A 17,481-nucleotide genomic window follows, 5' to 3' on the forward strand; every position below is an offset into this window, starting at 1 on the left:
CGGCTCTTTACAGCTTTGACGAATCGGGAGGTTCATAAACGAAGATTTACAGATTTACATTGCCAACTACATGGACAAGATACATCATCCCCCCAAGAACTCCGGCAAGGACAAAATACGCGGCCCCATATCTCCAGCGGGAAGCAGCCGGCACATCATAGTACTTATCATTGTCATATACCGTGAAGCTGATCTCACAGCTCATCTTCATCTGCAGGCTGGCATCCACATACAGCTGATCTAGCTGCACGACTTTGACTTTTCCGATCAGCGACTGCACCGGCATGGTCGTCGTTCCATAGTAATCCAGGTTATCCCAGCGTACGCCGACAAACTGCTGGCGGTTCAAATCACTGTAGGTGGTGAACGGCAGCTCCCGCTTATGCTCGGGGCCGGGGATCAGATATCCTTGCTCCTGCAGATCCCCGATGGGGATCAGGAAGCTTTTGAGCACAGTATGCATCTGATTCTTCGTCCGCCGGCTAATGTACTTCTTATACATATCATAAGCGAACATTACCCAGATTACGCCAAATAAGATAGATTTCAGATAGATAATTACAGCTAATCCTCCAATAAGCCCGACCAGCCATAACCAGCGTGTAACCGCCGTGGCAATTCTGCCTCCGTCCAGCGGATGGATCGGCAGCAGGTTAATCAGATTCAGGAAGAAGCCGATGTAGGCCAGCGAATATAACAAAGGGCTATGATAATAATAGGCTGCTCCGAACACGATCAGTGCGCCGATACTCCCCAGTATAGGGCCGCCAAAAGCGACATAGGCTTCCTCTCTGGCATCCAGCGGCTGCTTCTTCATCGTAATCAGCGCACCCATAAAAGGAATAAACAGCGGTGCGCTTACCGGAAGCCCGATCCGCTTAGCCGCGATAACATGGCCGATCTCATGAACGAATAATAATGCAACGAAGCCCACAGCAAATTGCCATGGTGAAATCAGTGCATAAGCCCAGATCGATACCATCATGGAGATCAGCGGACCTGCGATTTTCCCCAGCTTAAGCAGAGAGATAATGGCTTTTCCCTTGAGCAGCAGCAGTACCGCCCCACTGCCCAGCCACCCCCATGCCCCCGAGCTTTTTTTCTCCTGTTTGTTTTCCTGCAATAGTCTCAATCTCCTTTTGATCACTGTGTCGCTTCAATCCCAGGCCAGGATCAGGCACTCCTCTGCTTCCCGTTAGCCCTTACTCTCTACTGTCGCACAGGAGTGCAGTGGATTGCAAATAGACTTACGGTGTTGACAAATCTCCCGGCCTGCGTATATGATATCCAGTAATTAGGATAACCACAATAGCTGCGAAGAGAAAGAGTACCCTGGCAATTCTTCCACAGAGAGCTCCGGATGCTGAAAAGGAGCAAAGAAAACCCTCGGGAATATGGTCTCAGAGCTGCGCATCGAAGCCCGCATCGCCGGGACGTAGGCTGCGCCGGAACCCGCATCCGTTACCATGCTAGGGTATACCCGCTTTAATCTGCGGACGTACCTGAAGAGGTGGATGCTGCGAGGCATTGATGAATTTGGGTGGTAACACGTGAGCACAGGCTCTCGTCCCTTTAGGGGATGAGTGCCTTTTTTGCGTTCACATCATTTAAGGAGGAGAGAAATATGGCTAACATTTTTATTGGAGGGGCTTGGCCTTATGCCAATGGCTCCCTGCATCTGGGCAGACTCGCCAGCATTCTTCCGGGAGATATTCTGGCCCGCTACCACCGTGCCAAAGGCGACGCTGTGCTCTATGTATCCGGCAGTGACTGTCACGGTACCCCCGTTGCTGTACAGGCGGCGCAGGAGGGTGTAGCCCCGGGTGAATTCGCCAGCCGGTATCATGAGGAGTTCGCCGCTTGCTTCCGCGCCTTGGGCTTCACTTATGACTTGTATACCCGGACCGATCAGGCACATCACCACAATACGGTGCAGGAGCTGTTCCTTAAGCTGCTGGATCACGGGTATCTGTACCAGAAACCCGGTCTCCAGTGCTATTGTGAGCAGGACCAGCGCTTCTTGCCGGACCGTTATGTTCATGGCCTCTGCCCGGTATGCGGACAGCAGGCCCGGGGAGACCAATGCGATTACTGTTCAACGATTCTCGATCCGGTGGATCTGCTGGAGCGCACATGCGCCCTCTGCGGCTCTACGCCTGTGCTGCGCTCTACTCAGCATTACTATCTGTCGCTGTCCAGCTTCCAGCAAGCACTCACAGAATATACTGATTCAGCGCAGGGCTGGAGAGACAATGCCGTCCGTCTAACCCGCAGATATCTGCAGGAAGGCCTGCAGGACCGCGCAGCAACACGCGATCTGGACTGGGGCGTGGATGTCCCCACCCCAGGCTTCGCAGACAAAAAAATCTATGTCTGGATCGAAGCGGTCAGCGGTTATCTGTCGGCCAGCAAGCAATGGGCCGCCGAGACGGGGGGCCGCTGGGAGGATTTCTGGTCTGTAGGGTCCGCACAAGATAACGATGGGCAGCCGCCTATAACCGCTTACTATGTGCATGGGAAGGATAATATTCCTTTTCACAGCCTGATCTGGCCTGCTATCCTGCTTGGAGCTGAGGAACTACATCTGCCGGACCGGATCTTCTCTTCTGAATATCTGACCCTGGAGGGGCAGAAATTCTCCACCAGCCGCAACTGGGCGGTCTGGGTGCCGGATATTCTCAGCCGGTATGACCCGGACTCGGTCCGTTATTTCCTGACTGCGAACGGTCCCGAGAAGCGGGATGCCGACTTCTCCTGGAGAGAGTTCATCTACAGCCATAACAGCGAGCTGCTGGGCGCATTCGGCAATTTCGTCAACCGCAGCCTCGTATTCGTGAATAAGTTCTGGAAGGGCAGCGTTCCAGATGGAGTCTTGGATGAAGCATGGGTTAGCAGTCTGGACCAGCTGTATAAGGAGGCAGGAAGGCTGACCCAAGCCGGACACTTTAAGGAGGCCCTGGAATTCATCTTCTCGCATATCCGCCAGGCCAATAAGTATTTCGATCAGCAGCAGCCGTGGCTCCAGATCAAGCATGATCCTGCAGCCGGGGCTAACACGCTGTACACCTGTGTTCAGATTATTGCCAATCTGTCTAACCTGCTGAACCCGTTCCTCCCCTTCTCCTGCGAGAAGATTAGAGGCTTCCTGTCCATAGAACAGCCCGTATGGCACCCGGTATCCGTCCTTGCAGAGCAGCCTATATTGGAGCTTGAATTACTGTTTGAGCGGATAGATGTAGAGCGCATAGAGGAGGAAATAGAGCGGATGAAAGACAAAAGCGTCCTGCCTCTCATACCGCTCACGAAAGCAAGCGGCGAAGGCAAGAACGCTCCGGGGTCTTAATATTGATGAATACACAGCGGCTGTCCGCTCTGTGTGATAACTTAGTTCTGGCCGGGGTAACGTGCTCCGGCTGCAATACCTTGCGGGGATATCCGCTCAATCCGGGCGAGATCCTCTGTCGTCAATGTAACCTGAAGCGCTCCGAGGTTCTCTTGTAACCGCTCCAGCCGCTTCGTGCCGGGAATCGGTACAATTTGATCTCCTTGTGCTAGAAGCCAGGCCAGGGCTAGCTGTGCCGGGGCGTAGCCTTTCTCGGCCGCCATCTGCCCGATCAGCGAGACGACCTCCAGGTTCCGGGTGAAGTTCTCTCCCTGGAACCGAGGGTAATGGCGGCGGTAATCATCCTCCGGCAGATCATCGAAGCTCTTGATCTGTCCAGTCAGAAAACCGCGGCCCAGCGGGCTATAAGGAACGAAGCCGATGCCCAGCTCCTTGACCAGCGGCAGAATCTCATCCTCCACCTCCCGGCTCCAGAGCGAATACTCTGTCTGCAGGGCGGTCAACGGATGCACCGCATGTGCCCGGCGGATCAGTTCAGGCGAAGCCTCGGATAAGCCGATATAACGGATCTTCCCTTCCTTGACGAGGTCAGCCAGGGTACCGGCGGTTTCCTCAATAGGCGTGTTCGGATCGGGACGGTGCTGATAGTACAGATCGATATAATCTGTGCCGAGTTGATAGAGGCTGGCATCTACGGATTTTTTGATATAGGCCGGGTCTCCCTTGGGTCCCTGAGTATGCGTAATGCCGAATTTGGTCGCAATCACAGCCTGATCTCTCCGGCCCTTAAGTGCCCGTCCGAGAAGCCGTTCATTGCCGCCGAAGCGCTGCTGCTCGAAAGCTCCGTAGATATCCGCTGTGTCCAGCAGGGTTACGCCCAGGTCAAGCGCGCCATGAATGGTTCGTACAGACTCTTCATTATCCGGCATCATCATCGTTCCGAGTCCCAGAGCCGATACGATCAGCCCTTCGTTCCCAAGTGTTCTTGTGTGCATATGGTTGCCTCCTCTTGTCCCTGTAATAGATCTTATGAACATGACCTTATTCTAACCGTCCTGCCGTGGAGCAGCCACAGTACGTTCATGCTAGTAAGATCATTACCAGGGAGCAGCAGACCAGTAAGATATGCGCCTTCAGGTGATCCTCTGCTAGGTTAAGACAGGGGTGTAGATACAAATATGCAGACCCGGGTGATCCGCCAGATTGGCCATCGAATTGATATCGTAGACTACAGGCTGGCTCGTGCCAAGACTCTCTATGACCACACGGTTGACCTTCTTGCCTTGAATATTGTGCTGCTTCCACATCTGAGCGAAATCCGCACTGTCCTCCATGAGCTGATCGACCATCTCCTTGTACCAGGGATCGTGCAGGTTCATGTCATAATAGGTTCTGTACACCCCTACTGAATAGATTGCGAACTCCTCCCAGTTCCGCATCCGACGGCGCAGCTCCATATCCAGGAACAGAAGACGCATCATAATGCGCTCTGAAGCAGACAGACCTCCGAAATCACTAAGGACTTCACTCGCCTTATCATTCCAAGCCAGTACCTCAGACCGCTCATTCGTAATAAAAGACGGATAAGTCAATTGGCGGATAATATCCCGCCACTGCGGATTCAGCTCCGGACTGGCTGTATCTATAGAAGCAAGTGTATCCGGCAAGCCCGGATTCCATAGCTCAAACAGATGCTTACGCTCATCTGCCGACAACCGCAGCGCCTGACTTAGACTCTCCATGACCTCTCTGGAGGCGGTAACCTCCCTGCCCTGCTCCAGCCAAGTATAATAGGTGCTGCTGAGACCAGCCAGAACCGCAACCTCCTCCCGGCGCAGCCCTGGTGTTCTGCGCTGACTGTTCGTTTCCTTGATCCCTACAGCTTCAGGCTGCAGACGTTCCCGGCGTGATCTCAGGTAGTCGCCAAGACGCCTAAACCTCGTAATCTCGTAACTCATGAGCTGGGCCTCCTTTCAGCATTACGATGGATTCATAGATGCTTCACATATTCACACACTCTCGCATATAGCGTGGGGTAAATCCCCGGGTATGTCACCGCCTGCGGCAGCTCCTTGAAGCTTCGAAGCTCCGCCATTTCGTACGGGGGCAAATTTCCGAACCTTTTGACATCTGCATAATACAACATCCCGTAGCTCTCTGCCAGCTCTTCACTACTGACCGAATAGATGCATAACGGATGCAGTTCATATTCTTCAGCACCTGTCTCTTCGTAAAGCTCTCTTACCGCAGCTTCCCCGGGACTCTCACCCGCCTCAATATGCCCGCCGGCAAATTCCCATGTGGACCGCTCACGGTGCCGCACCAGCACCCAATCGTTCCCTTGCTTCATAAAAATCACTACATACTTGAGACTCACCCCAGGGCACTCCGCTTCATGCAATGTTACGATCATGATAGAATTCCACCTTTTATAGTTCGTTAGAATCTTCCAGAGAAGCGCCATTATTGTAATATACTATGGATGGGGTGTCGTGGGTTTTTGTCATTGTGGTGGTGTGGGAGAGTTATGATTAACGGTATCATTTGTATCATAGTAAAAAATATCTTGCCATTCCCTTACGTCCTGTGTTATTATAAATTTCGTTGCAGGACGGTAGCTCAGCGGGAGAGCACTATCTTGACAGGGTAGGGGTCATGGGTTCGAACCCCATCCGTCCTATATATAGAGAGTTTTAAAGAAACGAAGCCGATCTTATGATCGGCTTCGTTTTTCGTTGTTATCATTGCAACAGTTTTAAATTTTGAATTCCAGTGCCCCATTGCCAAGAGCTTTCTAGCAGTTTCTCTTTTTCTCATCGGTTCATTCATGGTCAGTGTCTTCCCACTTGTGATTTCAAGCTTAAAACTTCTTGCTCTGAGAGGCCTGAGGCTCTAACAATAATGGAGGTTTCCACTCCAAGAGCAAGAAGTTCACGCACCATTGCCTCTGCCTTTTTTCGTTCACCCTCTGCTCGCCCTTCTGCTCGTCCCTCAGCTCGCCCCTCAGCCTTAGCCCCATTCATCCGTGATGCCTCATCACGCAAATACTTCATCCGGGCTTCATACTCCATCCTTGTAGCGGCATCCTGACTCAGGAACTCCAGCGTATCCATTGCTTTTTTCAACATCGGTTCATTCATGGTCAGCACCTCCCAGTTTGGTTGTTCAACACCCTTGAGGAATAATAGCCAGTTGATCAGACCACTAGTTAATGGAACGGCCTGCTCCTCGAGCTTCGTTAATTCCATCACATGTATCTCAAGATCATTGTTAAGAGATATTCCGGTATGATCTTCACGAAGGCGAAAGACATTATGATGGCGGTCATTCGGCAGACAGGAATAGTTCAGTATATTGATCGTCACACACTTCTTCAATTGACTGTAATCGTCGCCTTTTTGAATTTGGTGGTAATACATCTCACTCCAGTAGAAAAGCGTCCGCTTCTCCATATTGTATGGATTGAACAGCTGCATTTCGATGTTGATCCGTTTGCCCTCAGCCGTCTTGGCCTTGATGTCCAGAATAGACTGCTTCTCCGCTGGAGCATCCTTATCTGTGTACGGATTCATTAATATAATTTCTGTCAGCGGGGGTTCGCCGGCTTCCATAAAGGTACTGTTGAGGAAAGCCAGCAGGACATCCTTGTTATTCTCACTGCCGAAAATTTTCTTGAAGATAAAGTCATTCCGAGCGTCGAGTAACTCCACGATTATCACTCCAATCATATACACTGATTATATCATGGCAGAACTACTCGTTGTAGACAAGGCCAGCTTTTCGGGCTCCATATACTGCTATTCTGTCCCCTAAGCTCTATGAAACATACAAGAACATGTTTAATCTTTCAGCCCCCCTCTACCTAAATGTTATCGCCATTCGCTTATCCACCAATACAACGGCGTCTGCTTCACCCTTACCGTTGAACATGGCTGAAATTACATATATTTTCGTGTCATCTTCCGCTTTTGCTACCCATTCTTTTTCCTGCAAGTAGCGCTTGTTAATTGAATCGTAAGCATAGTCGAGGTTCCTTTCCATATCCTTCAGATATTGATCGCCATAGATTTGTTTGAAGTCATCCTTAGACATGCCAATTTTAAAACCGCCAGTGGTTTCATATGTATCTTTCGATTCCTCTGCCAGAGTAATCCCTGCCACTTTATCCTCCCGGTACATAATCCTCACGCCAGAGCTATACATGACTGAATTCGCAATATCCTTATCCTCCCCCTTGCCCAATACCTCTTCCACTTCTGCACGGCTCATTCCATACTCAACAACGGCTTTATAATCGTTCACCTTTTGAATGGCTAAGTCTTTGGTGGTTACCCCGTCCTTTGAATCCGCACAAGCCGTCAATACGAACAAGAACAACATTACCAGTACCGTTTTTCTCATAATACCCTCCAGATCCTTTTATCTAAAGTTTACCTTGTTAGGAGGAATACGAAACAGCTCGCACCAGCTTAAAGTTAAAAGGAATACTCTTTAATTTACAAAGAAAAGACTGCGTGAGAAACCGATCTCACACAGCCTTGATTTGGGTTATGAATCTACAGCAACCCAGTTCTCCCGTAACCCCCTTAACTAAGCTTATATCGCTCAGTGATTACAGAGGCACTAACCGAAAATCCTCTTTTCTGCATCGTTGCTGTCAGAGTCTTTTGAACGCCGCCGTCAGGATCGCACACCAGATATTTATCAAAATTGGAAGCTGAGGAGTTATGCCCGTCCACAATGACATAATGAGAGTTCGAGCCTTGCTTAAGTCTCATCATGCATATACTCCCTTTTTCAGCTTCCACGGATACGTCAGCAATCGGAGTAATCGTTACACCTATGCTCTGACTTCCGATTTTTGCAGTGAATCCACTGGCCGTGAAATCAGCAGCATTATTAGTCCCTTTCGTTGTGGCTTCAACAACGGCGTAATACACATTGGATTTGGTTGTATTAGACAACCCGCCTTTGTATAGAATAAACATCCCAAGCGCGCAAATAGCACAACCATATTGCTTAATATCTCCACCGGCTGCAGTTTTCCCGCATTTTTTATAAAAATTAGAGTCTGTAAAAGCTGAGGTAGAGGTACCTGGATAGTAAATCGAAGTATCTCCCTGGTTGATCAGATGGGTAGACGATAGTTTATGTGGCATAAACTATACCTCCTAAAATAGATTTGCGAGGAACGAAATCCCTAGGTTAACTTCGTCCTCACAATACATAGGATATGTTGATAGATTAGGAGTCGCCACCAAGCAAAGTACCCTTCTTTATGAAGATTTGTTGAAACGGTCCTGAATCGATCTTAACTTCCTCCCATGCATTCTATATAATAGAGGCAGCTTACACACAGAAAGGACTGAACTATGCGCAGATATCAATAGTTGTACCTCACCAATACCATATATATTTAATGGAGGTAACTTATTGATGATTACAGAATTACAAACCGAGAGATTAGTATTAAGACAAATGCGCACCGCCGATTCAGCCAGCTTGTTCCCGATCTGGTCCGATCCTGAAGTCACCCGGTTCATGAATATCAGCAGCTTCACGGATGAGAGTCAGGCCGTGGAAATGATTGAGCTGCTGGGTAAGTTAGCCACCGAGAATCAGGCGATCCGCTATTCCATCACGGAAGCAGAATCCGGCCGGATTATCGGCTCCTGTGGTTTCAATGCGCTGGACTATGACAATGCCAAGACAGAGATCGGTTATGACCTTAGCCGCGAGTGCTGGGGAAAAGGATATGTGCCTGAAGCCCTTCGCGCACTGATAGATTATGCGTTTGATACACTGGGCTTCAATAGAATAGAAGCAAAGGTGGAGCCTGCTAATATCAATTCTATTAAGGTACTGCAGAAATTAAACTTTTCGCTGGAAGGAACACTGAGGCAGAGTGAGCGGTCCAAAGGAAGCTTCGTTGATCTGTGTATGTATTCCAGATTAGCTGCAGATTAAGCTAACCTGAACAAGGGCTGGCCCAAGCGCTACAGAATGAACTGCGCAGGGTCAGCCTAATTTTATATACCATAAAAAATAAAGCTACCACTGGGGCAGCTCCACTAATTGAATATCCGATGCGGATGTCTTTACGTATTTGAGAATTTCTTTATAGCCCTTCTCTGACAGAAAACACTTTTGCTCGACTCCTCTGTGGTCTTCCCCAAAATAAGCAATATGAAACGTCTTATCCAGCTGGATAATGTTAGAAACCTGAATTAACGTGTTTCTATCTGCTAGAACGAAATTATATCCTGAACTGGCCAGGGTATTAAGCCAATATTTCAGCGTACCTACTGTATAAAAGGTCTGATCGTACGTATGGACAATGATCCGATAGATAGTCCGTTCAAATTCCATAAAAGTTATTTTTTCAATATCGAGTGAGAATACACCAGTGTTTCCCTCTGTGTCTCTAGTAACAGATATCGTGCTCAAAGGGATCAACTCCAATGTTATTTAAGTAACTCTTCAGGTACCTCCGGTTGATTAATGTATAATACACTTGCTGTAACCAACACGATAAGGGCAGCCAAGGCGGACAAACCAGAAGCAAGCTTATACACTACTTTGCGCTGCAAAGCTCTCATTGTCAGATGTTCACCTCCCTTCTAGCTATAATCAGACTGATGGATTGTGCCAAAAAGCTGGCTGCGATAACAGATGAGCCTATAACGATATTGGCAGCTACCAGCAGTAACGCCACGATTCTCAGCTTAGGCCAGTGCCGCCTCGGAATCCGGGTCTGTCGTTCAATCCCAATGGGCGCCAGCCACAGAACTATTAACAGACTCGCTGCATTCAATAACATAACGTAGAAGAAGCTAAGCTCCACGAAGGACAGTACTGTGAACAAGCTTACCGTAAACAAGACACAGGCTATACCAGACTTTAGATGGACCCCACCCGACACCTGACGTAATACGGCAAAGGAGATCAGAATCTGCAGAGCTTCACTTGTCCTGCCCGTCAACAGGGATACTACCAGCGTCAGCCCAATAATAAACACCACATTAAGCACTACGCTAATAGCAAATTTCAGGACAGCGTAAGATGCCGGGTGCTCAGGTACGATATTTTTAATCGTAAATGCCAGCTTGCCGGACATGAATTCAAGCATCTTCCCGCTCCCTCCGGGTGGAATAATATAGAAGGAATACAGTCATCACCAGGAAAATCAAGGCATTTAGCAGAATATCATTATAGTAGAGTAGCACTGAAATCCCTATTACGAAGCCGAAAATCAGCAGAGACAGCAGGATATCTTCTATCTTAAAGCGGAGTTTATCCAAGTCGAACGTGAAGCCCTTGCCTTTGCGGTACAGAAGCCCAAAAATACCGAACACCGCTGCCGCAGTCGCTACCTGCAGAAAATATCCGTTCGCGGTACTACCAATATTCGATATAGATCCGAACATGAGCAGGGTGAGCAGCGTCTGAATCCCGGCAAAAATAGCAAATCCTGATATTGTTGCGATGATGGATAGAATGAGCGGCATCCTCACCACCGCAGCGAAGAAGAAGATAAAAATCAAGATTAAAACAAGTGGTGCAACATTCGACATGCCCAGTTCATTGCGTAACAGATAGCTTTGCAGATTGTTCAGCAAGATGACAAATAAAGCCTGCCAGATGTACCATCTCCACTTGAATCTATAGAGAGACATAATCAGATAATAGAGCGCAAGCGTCTCTATCGTTGAGAAAAACATAAATCCTACAGGTTCCCACGACAAACCATAACACCGCCTGACTAATTTTCGTTCACAAGATTAATTATATATCCCCGCCGCACCTGACGTATACTACTTAATTACAAAATTCGACACTTTTTATTAAATCAAAAAAACATCCGTTGGCCGCTCTGAATCGAGCCTCAACGGATGTTCCTCTGTGTACAGCAGCTTGGCTGTCCGTACTAAATTTCAGACCAAATGACGTTAACCTCCACGGTTCCCTCCTGGGACGCAAGCGGACCGCCAATGATTGACCAGCTCTGCTTATCGTCCTTGGTCTTGCCTTGAATGATCAGGTTCTTGGGATCGATAGTCTTCACGGACTGATCGCCCAGCTTGGAAGCCAGATAATCATCATAGAGCTTCGTTACCGATTCCATACTATCCGTTGTTCTAAAAATCAGCAATGCCGTCTTCTTGCCCTCATTCTCCTCCGCATTCGAAAGAATGGTCTCCGTTACATTCTCCGGCATCGGGAAGTCCTCCGGCAGGTATTTCGGCAGGTCCGCAGATCCGGCAGCCGTCTCGTTACTTCCGGCCGTCGCCTCAGGGGTCTGCTCCGGCTCTGTCGTTGGTGCTGGAGTCTGTTCGGCCTCTGTTGTCGGCGCTGGAGTCTGCACAGTCTCTGTTGCAGGTGCAGTGGTCTGCATCGATTCGGTGGACGGCTTATCCTCAGCATTACCGCAGGCACTGAGGGCCAATAGGGACAACGTCAAGGATAAGGACATTATTAGCTTTTTGGTGTACATCTTCTCACTCCTCGTCAATTCATTGAAAGTTACATGGCCAGTTAGATTCACCGGCTTACCGGATAGTACCCATTTTCTTTTTCCTCAAAACAACGAATAGACAAAAAAAAGCCCGGAAGCCAAGGCTCCCGGGTCATTCGTGAATGATGTATAAGTTCAGAATTTATTTATAATACGATGTCGTAAGCGGAACGAAGACCGAGGTTCCATCCTTCACATCTCCGTTGACATACAGGCTGCTTACTCCGGCAATATCCACTTCGATGGTAGTAAGCCCGCTGGCCGGGTCAATGGTCTGCTTCTTCAACACAGTATTGGTGTCGCTGTCTTGTACCGCGAAGTCTTTAATCTCTCCGCCGATCGCGGCTACCTGGAGATAAAGCTTCTGATATTTTTTGTTCGGGTGGAGCATGAATGAAGTGCCGCGGTCACCACTGGCGTTATCGAAGAAGACATCCTTGTAATCCTTGTCCTTGAAGACCGTCTTGCCCGGATCTTTGGTGTGATACATGTCGTCAAAACCTGTAGCGATTGGTACGCCCGCTGTCTGCTCCCCCAGAGATATGGTGTTGGTTGCAGCATCGAACTTAACGGTAACTCCCAGCAGATCGGATACGGAACGGACCGGCAGATACGTTGTGTCCTTATAGGAAATTGGGGCAACCACCGCACCGCTGCCATTCTTAAGCTGTACGGGCTGGCCGTTCATCTTGAATTTGATGCTTGGATTGAGATATGCCTTGATCTCCTGCAGGTTGGCTCCGGCGTACACACCTGTGCCCATTCCTCCAAGTACGGCAAATGCAGTCAGTGCAGCAGTCATTTTCTTCTTCATTCGATCATACTCCTCTCCATTTATAACAAATTTGAATATTCCTTATTGGGAGTATAATAAATCCTGCCATCAGATGCAATCATTCAGAACTCATCTCTCCGGTGAGCCGCTTCGTAACGTTCGCGTATCTCCAGATTTTTGGAGTGATTGTACAAATCCAGCGCAATGATTCCCCTGCGGGCAAGCTTCACCACCAGCACAAATAAATATATCCCCATTCCCAGACAAGTCAACCAGAGTAAAAGAGCAAAAATACTGAACCCTCCAGCGAGCAAGGACCCAAAACCTGTCATATACACAGCTTACATCCCCCTAATTCAACATGATAAAAGTCTATATCCTAATCATAACAAGTTTGGCACGTTTGTGTAAGGAATGCAAAGTTCTATTAAATTTCACTGTAGAAATAATCCAATTTTGCTATACTGGCTAAGTATGATTAAACATTTGGGGGAAATTACTCATGTACGAAAAATTATCCAAAATGATTTTAGCTTTTGCTCTTCTAGCTTCACCTGTGATATTGAGCGGATGTGGCGGGTCTGCTGAGGTTACTCAAGCTGCAACGGCGACTCCTTCTGCTGCTCCGACTGCTTCTCCTACTCCAGCTCCAGAGCTGAAGAACTTCTCAGTGAAAGATAAGACGCAGGAATACCTAGAGAACTTCGGTACTAATTCATGGAATATTGAGTCGTCCAAAGAAATCGCCAATAACATCCGGATTAAGGCCCGGGAGGATAAAGAGAATACCTTCACTTACCTGGAGATTGCTGACTCTATTGAGAAAAATGATGTGCAAAATGTAAAGAAGCTTTTCACAAAGATTGGTGGAGTTCTACCTGCTTCCGTTGCCAGCCGCTACCCGGATCCCACACCTACACCCGCTCCAACGGATATAACCTCTGGCGAAGATACGGATATGACCTATGTAGAAGCAGACCAGGAGTTTGGATCAAGAGGACTTAATTTAGCCAAAAGCTATCTGGAAAAGGAGATTACCCAAGAAATTAAAGATGATATTTCAGCATATTTTCTCAGTAGCGTGGATTTTATAATTAAGGAAAATCAAAGCAAATACAAGGAAATGGCCAATGCCATTCAAAAGGATGACAAGGCAACTGTTGAAAAGCTATACGCTGAGCTGCTGCCGTTATACCAAGGGATACCTAGTTCAGCCACATCTGCAGCCGCTACGCCAGCGCCAGCAAAGGACGAAGTTATACATCTCAAAGGGAAAAAGGACCAGGCTACAGAGTTCTTTTATTTGAACAGCGGGATCGCCATAATTGAGGCAACAGACAACGGGGATTCTAACTTTATTATCCACATATATAATGAAACCGGAGATTTCAAAGAATATATTGTAAATGAGATTGGACCATACAAGGGCAAGTCTTTAGTGGTGATTCCCGAAGACGGGAAGTATATGCTGAAGGTAGAGTCGGATAGCTCCTGGAAGGTGGACATCAAGCAGAGCATTCCTGACAATATCAAGAGTGCACCGGTTAAGTTGTCCGGTAAGGGTAATGATGTTGTGTTCGCAAGGCTGCAAAGCAAGCTGACCCGCTTCACATCCAAGCATACAGGTGAATCGAACTTTATCGTCAGATTGAATGATAGCGCGCTGGTGAATGAAATCGGCAACTATTCCGGCTCTACCGCTGAAAAAATCGACACCGACGGAATTTATGTCTTTTCCGTGGAAGCAGACGGACAATGGAGCATTGATATCGAATAAGCTTCCGCAGTTTACCTGCACCCAAAAACGATTGCCACTCTTTAAAGGAGGGCAATCGTTTTGTTCGTTTACAGGCTTAGGTTACTCCGATAGTGCAAATCAAACTTCACCTGGGAATGGGCAGCGTTTGGAAGATAGTTGTATTTTGTACAGCTAAATGACGGCGAATTGGCTGGCGCGCAGGGATAGTTGTATTCTGTACAGCTAAATTTGAGGAAAACGCTCTTTCCCGCCATGAGAGTAACTTATAAGTGTACAGAGTGCAACTAAAGCTCTCCCTGCGCAATATTTGCCCATTTTAGTTGTACAAATTACATTTAGAGCCTAAATCGCAGGGAGAGTGATGTTCTTGCCTCGTTGATGATTTGTTGCTGAACCGCCGCTGATTCCTCGCAGACTAGTTACCCGCAGATTTGCCCTCCCCCTGCCCGCCTGCCCGCGTAAGTGCCTACGCCTTCACTCTCATCTCACCGTCCTGCTCCTCCAGCTCCACAAACACCGGCCGTTCATCAGGCGTCTGATTCGGCGTGTGGATGGCTAGCATCAGCTGACCGCTGAACGTGCGGAAGACCATGGCGTGCCCGCCGTCCTGCTGGTAGAGCGCTTGCTCCTGATGAAGCCAGGGTCCGGTTATCTCTCCGCTCCCGGAACGGGCGATACCCAGCGCGTAGGTATTATTAATGAAGCTGGCCCACAGCAGATATAATGCATCGTCGTCGCTTGACCGGAACAGGAACGGCCCGTCCGTGACATAATTAAGCTGATTCGCATAACGCTTGGATTCAAACGGAGTGGTCCACGGGGCTTCGGATGCCCGGAACAGAACAACAGGTTCCCCAGCGGCACTCCGCAGGTCCTCTGTTAGCCGCATGGCGCAGACCTCGCCGTTCCCGGTCTTCTGCCACTCATGGCAGAAGACCATCCACGGCTGGCCCTGCCGGTCCACATACAGCGTTCCGTCCAGTGAACTCCACTCTTGCGGAGTCACCGGCCCCTCACTATGCGGGATGAACGGACCCAGCGGATGCAGCGATATCAGAACGGCGGTGCCCAGCAGATCATTGTCCTTGCGCCGGAAGGTGGCGAACATGATGTAATTGCCGCCATAACCATAGACCTCCGGTGCCCAGAAATTCCGCTCCGCATAGAAATCCGGTTCCGGCCGGAAGACCGGGAACGGGCCATCCCAGTGCTCCAGATCTGTGCCGGTGTAGGCGTTGAACCCCGTGCCCGGGCCCCAGATATTGCTGTCCGTGCTGCCATATAGATAATAGGTGCCTGCCTCCTGCCCCTCTCCGGCCAGCGGAAGGACATACGGATCTCTGATCTGCAGCTCGCTATTCGTTGTCGTTCTCATCGGGTGGTTCATTTAGACCCTCTCCTCACTTCGCTCTTATACTCTTCCTGATCTACCTGTATTCCGGCAATACCACTCCGATATCGCTGATGCTGACGAATTTGCCGTCTGTATACGCCAGTTGCTCGTTGCCCTTGATGGTGAACGGGAGCGTCTGGCCCTCATAACACAGATTCCCTTCGATCCGGCGGACACTCATGCCGATTAGCCGCAACAGTTGTCCGGATCGGTCCAAGACTACACGTACTCCAAACGGAAAGGTCATATACTCCTCTTCATTGCGGTAGATTACAGAGCGCTCACGCGTAGTAATCAGCTCGAAGACAGCGCCGTCCACGGTCCGGCGGTATCCGGTCTCATGGACGGGCTCACGGCCGTGATCCATGTCATAGGGAAGCAGACCGGTGAACCACAGCTCATCCCCGGCTACCGGCATAATTCCGCATAGCCGTTCCATATAATCCAGCAGGCAGAGAATCGCCGGTGAATAGGATTCCGTATAGCCCTCTTCCCCGGTCCATGGGCTTAACGTCTGCCCGAACCGGGTCATCCGCGAGCACGCTGCCAGGATCGGCAGGATCACCCAGGTCAGCTCAACATAACGCCCGTGCTGCTCGAAGGCATGCGGTGCACGGATGAGGCTGAGGAAGTTCGACGAGCCTCCCCAGGTGTTATAGCTGGAGAAGGGGTCGAATCTGGGATCATCCATCGCAATGGAGGTGAAGGGATATTTGGCGAAGAACTTGCTCGTATTCAGCAGGTAACGGCGGAGGGCTGACGCAAAAAACGCCCCGTCCCCCACCTCGCAGGCCAGCACACGCAGCAGGACATCGGATTGTACACGGACGAATCGGTCCCCGCGATCCCGGTCATAGAAGAATTCATCCTCTTCGTCATAACAATGGCTGAACAGGCTGTGGCTGCTTGCCGCTGCCCGGGCACGCCATTCGTCCCCGCTCCCGCCAAGCTCCTCTGCCATCTTGGAGAGATAGAGCCGCTGGCAGTAGACATTGGCCGTTAAATCCGGAGCCAGAAAAGGCAGCAGCGGCGAATCCGGGTTGAACTGCGCCGCATCCTCCAGATGGGGCGTATCCGGGCTATGCCAGAAGCGAGGGGACAGATCATGCCCGGTATCGAACGTGCAGAACGCTTCCACGCAGCCGGTCCCTCTAGTGTTGCGGTGCATATGCAGCCAACGGTCGAACCGGCTCATCGCCTGGTACATGGCGCTAAGGAAGCTCTTGTCCCGCCCGTTCTCAAGATAATAATTCCAGACGCTGCGGGCCAGCGGAGTCACCATCTGAATCTGCCGGTAGGCCGGTCCCGCAGGCGTCACCTTGTAGGGCATCAGCCCATCCTGCCGCTGCTGATCGGCGAACAGCCGGAAGGTCGCTCCCGCCACCTCCGGCATGAACCGCGACAGCCGTTCAGCGCTGATCGTGCCCGTGCTCTCCAGCCAGCTCCCGAGATAGACCCCGCCTTCATGCAGCACAAGTCCGCCTCCGTCCATCGGTACAATACAGTCCGGCAGCTTGTGCAGCGCAGTGTAATAGACATTCTCCATATTCTCCGATGAAGCCGCGAAGGCCACGCCCGATCGCTTCCACTCCTCCAGTGAATCCCGGTCCGCCGCTTTCTTAAGCACTCCGATCCGGTCGTCCACTGCTATCCCCCGCAGTCTCTCCAGTACACTACCCGTCATTCCATTCCCTCC

19 protein-coding genes and 1 tRNA gene are annotated in these 17,481 nt (G+C 49.8%); 4 read left to right on the forward strand and 16 right to left on the reverse strand.

Annotated elements, in window-relative coordinates; genetic code table 11:
- Window positions 1-46 precede the first annotated feature (46 nt).
- Entirely contained in the window at window positions 47-1,123 is a 1,077-nt protein-coding gene (locus J2Z70_RS24910) for a site-2 protease family protein (RefSeq protein WP_209877665.1), read from the reverse strand.
- A gap of 501 nt (window positions 1,124-1,624) precedes the next feature.
- On the opposite strand from J2Z70_RS24910, the gene metG reads away from it, so the two are divergent.
- Window positions 1,625-3,343, forward strand: a complete 1,719-nt coding sequence (gene metG / locus J2Z70_RS24915) for a methionine--tRNA ligase (RefSeq protein ID WP_209877667.1) — start codon at window positions 1,625-1,627, stop codon at window positions 3,341-3,343.
- A gap of 41 nt (window positions 3,344-3,384) precedes the next feature.
- Here the strand turns inward: metG and J2Z70_RS24920 are convergent, their stop codons facing one another.
- The 3 genes from J2Z70_RS24920 to J2Z70_RS24930 all read right to left on the reverse strand — a co-directional run bounded on the left by J2Z70_RS24920 (window position 3,385) and on the right by J2Z70_RS24930 (window position 5,756).
- Complete coding sequence (locus tag J2Z70_RS24920) at window positions 3,385-4,338, reverse strand: aldo/keto reductase (RefSeq protein ID WP_209877669.1); 954 nt, start codon at window positions 4,336-4,338, stop codon at window positions 3,385-3,387.
- A gap of 153 nt (window positions 4,339-4,491) precedes the next feature.
- Complete coding sequence (locus J2Z70_RS24925; protein ID WP_209877671.1) at window positions 4,492-5,301, reverse strand: helix-turn-helix transcriptional regulator; 810 nt, start codon at window positions 5,299-5,301, stop codon at window positions 4,492-4,494.
- A gap of 32 nt (window positions 5,302-5,333) precedes the next feature.
- Complete coding sequence (locus J2Z70_RS24930) at window positions 5,334-5,756, reverse strand: NUDIX hydrolase (RefSeq protein ID WP_209877673.1); 423 nt, start codon at window positions 5,754-5,756, stop codon at window positions 5,334-5,336.
- Window positions 5,757-5,951: 195 nt separating this feature from the next.
- On the opposite strand from J2Z70_RS24930, the gene J2Z70_RS24935 reads away from it, so the two are divergent.
- Window positions 5,952-6,023: transfer RNA gene (locus J2Z70_RS24935), tRNA-Val, on the forward strand.
- A gap of 151 nt (window positions 6,024-6,174) precedes the next feature.
- On the opposite strand, the gene J2Z70_RS24940 is transcribed toward J2Z70_RS24935, so the two are convergent.
- The 3 genes from J2Z70_RS24940 to J2Z70_RS24950 form a co-directional block, all read right to left on the reverse strand.
- Window positions 6,175-7,071 carry an Rpn family recombination-promoting nuclease/putative transposase gene (locus J2Z70_RS24940; protein WP_209877675.1) on the reverse strand — a complete coding sequence of 299 codons (897 nt, stop codon included), beginning with the start codon at window positions 7,069-7,071 and terminating at the stop codon, window positions 6,175-6,177.
- A 130-nt stretch (window positions 7,072-7,201) separates the two neighbouring features.
- Window positions 7,202-7,744 (reverse strand): hypothetical protein, encoded by a 543-nt coding sequence (locus J2Z70_RS24945; RefSeq protein ID WP_209877677.1) that lies wholly within the window; start codon window positions 7,742-7,744, stop codon window positions 7,202-7,204.
- A gap of 185 nt (window positions 7,745-7,929) precedes the next feature.
- Complete coding sequence (locus tag J2Z70_RS24950) at window positions 7,930-8,502, reverse strand: hypothetical protein (RefSeq protein ID WP_209877679.1); 573 nt, start codon at window positions 8,500-8,502, stop codon at window positions 7,930-7,932.
- Window positions 8,503-8,779: 277 nt separating this feature from the next.
- Here J2Z70_RS24950 and J2Z70_RS24955 point away from each other — a divergent pair, with 277 nt between their 5' ends.
- Window positions 8,780-9,310, forward strand: a complete 531-nt coding sequence (locus J2Z70_RS24955; protein WP_209877682.1) for a GNAT family N-acetyltransferase — start codon at window positions 8,780-8,782, stop codon at window positions 9,308-9,310.
- Between the two features lie 84 nt (window positions 9,311-9,394).
- On the opposite strand, the gene J2Z70_RS24960 is transcribed toward J2Z70_RS24955, so the two are convergent.
- From J2Z70_RS24960 to J2Z70_RS24990, 7 genes are all read right to left on the reverse strand, one after another.
- Window positions 9,395-9,790 carry a LytTR family transcriptional regulator DNA-binding domain-containing protein gene (locus J2Z70_RS24960; RefSeq protein ID WP_209877684.1) on the reverse strand — a complete coding sequence of 132 codons (396 nt, stop codon included), beginning with the start codon at window positions 9,788-9,790 and terminating at the stop codon, window positions 9,395-9,397.
- A 17-nt stretch (window positions 9,791-9,807) separates the two neighbouring features.
- A complete protein-coding gene (locus J2Z70_RS34035) occupies window positions 9,808-9,942 on the reverse strand; it encodes a cyclic lactone autoinducer peptide (RefSeq protein WP_081751311.1) in 135 nt (44 codons plus the stop codon).
- A 2-nt stretch (window positions 9,943-9,944) separates the two neighbouring features.
- A complete protein-coding gene (locus J2Z70_RS24970; RefSeq protein WP_209877686.1) occupies window positions 9,945-10,472 on the reverse strand; it encodes an accessory gene regulator ArgB-like protein in 528 nt (175 codons plus the stop codon).
- On the reverse strand, window positions 10,465-11,088 hold the full coding sequence (locus tag J2Z70_RS24975; RefSeq protein WP_155991628.1) for a hypothetical protein: 624 nt from the start codon (window positions 11,086-11,088) through the stop codon (window positions 10,465-10,467). Before J2Z70_RS24975 ends, J2Z70_RS24970 begins: the two co-directional genes overlap by 8 nt.
- 182 nt (window positions 11,089-11,270) lie before the next feature.
- On the reverse strand, window positions 11,271-11,816 hold the full coding sequence (locus J2Z70_RS24980; RefSeq protein WP_209877689.1) for a hypothetical protein: 546 nt from the start codon (window positions 11,814-11,816) through the stop codon (window positions 11,271-11,273).
- Window positions 11,817-12,000: 184 nt separating this feature from the next.
- Complete coding sequence (locus J2Z70_RS24985; RefSeq protein WP_036729545.1) at window positions 12,001-12,672, reverse strand: stalk domain-containing protein; 672 nt, start codon at window positions 12,670-12,672, stop codon at window positions 12,001-12,003.
- An 83-nt stretch (window positions 12,673-12,755) separates the two neighbouring features.
- Window positions 12,756-12,965: a hypothetical protein gene (locus J2Z70_RS24990; protein WP_245368509.1), complete on the reverse strand. Its 210-nt coding sequence runs from the start codon at window positions 12,963-12,965 to the stop codon at window positions 12,756-12,758.
- 170 nt (window positions 12,966-13,135) lie between these two features.
- Here J2Z70_RS24990 and J2Z70_RS24995 point away from each other — a divergent pair, with 170 nt between their 5' ends.
- Window positions 13,136-14,410: a hypothetical protein gene (locus tag J2Z70_RS24995; RefSeq protein WP_209877691.1), complete on the forward strand. Its 1,275-nt coding sequence runs from the start codon at window positions 13,136-13,138 to the stop codon at window positions 14,408-14,410.
- Between the two features lie 448 nt (window positions 14,411-14,858).
- Here J2Z70_RS24995 and J2Z70_RS25000 read toward each other — a convergent pair whose 3' ends face one another.
- Together J2Z70_RS25000 and J2Z70_RS25005 are read right to left on the reverse strand one after the other, a co-directional pair.
- Window positions 14,859-15,779: a glycoside hydrolase family 43 protein gene (locus tag J2Z70_RS25000; protein WP_245368504.1), complete on the reverse strand. Its 921-nt coding sequence runs from the start codon at window positions 15,777-15,779 to the stop codon at window positions 14,859-14,861.
- A gap of 40 nt (window positions 15,780-15,819) precedes the next feature.
- Window positions 15,820-17,469 carry an MGH1-like glycoside hydrolase domain-containing protein gene (locus tag J2Z70_RS25005; RefSeq protein ID WP_209877693.1) on the reverse strand — a complete coding sequence of 550 codons (1,650 nt, stop codon included), beginning with the start codon at window positions 17,467-17,469 and terminating at the stop codon, window positions 15,820-15,822.
- Window positions 17,470-17,481 lie beyond the last annotated feature (12 nt).

Source organism: Paenibacillus silagei, from assembly GCF_017874735.1.
GTDB classification, from domain to species: Bacteria; Bacillota; Bacilli; order Paenibacillales; family Paenibacillaceae; genus Paenibacillus_AQ; species Paenibacillus_AQ silagei.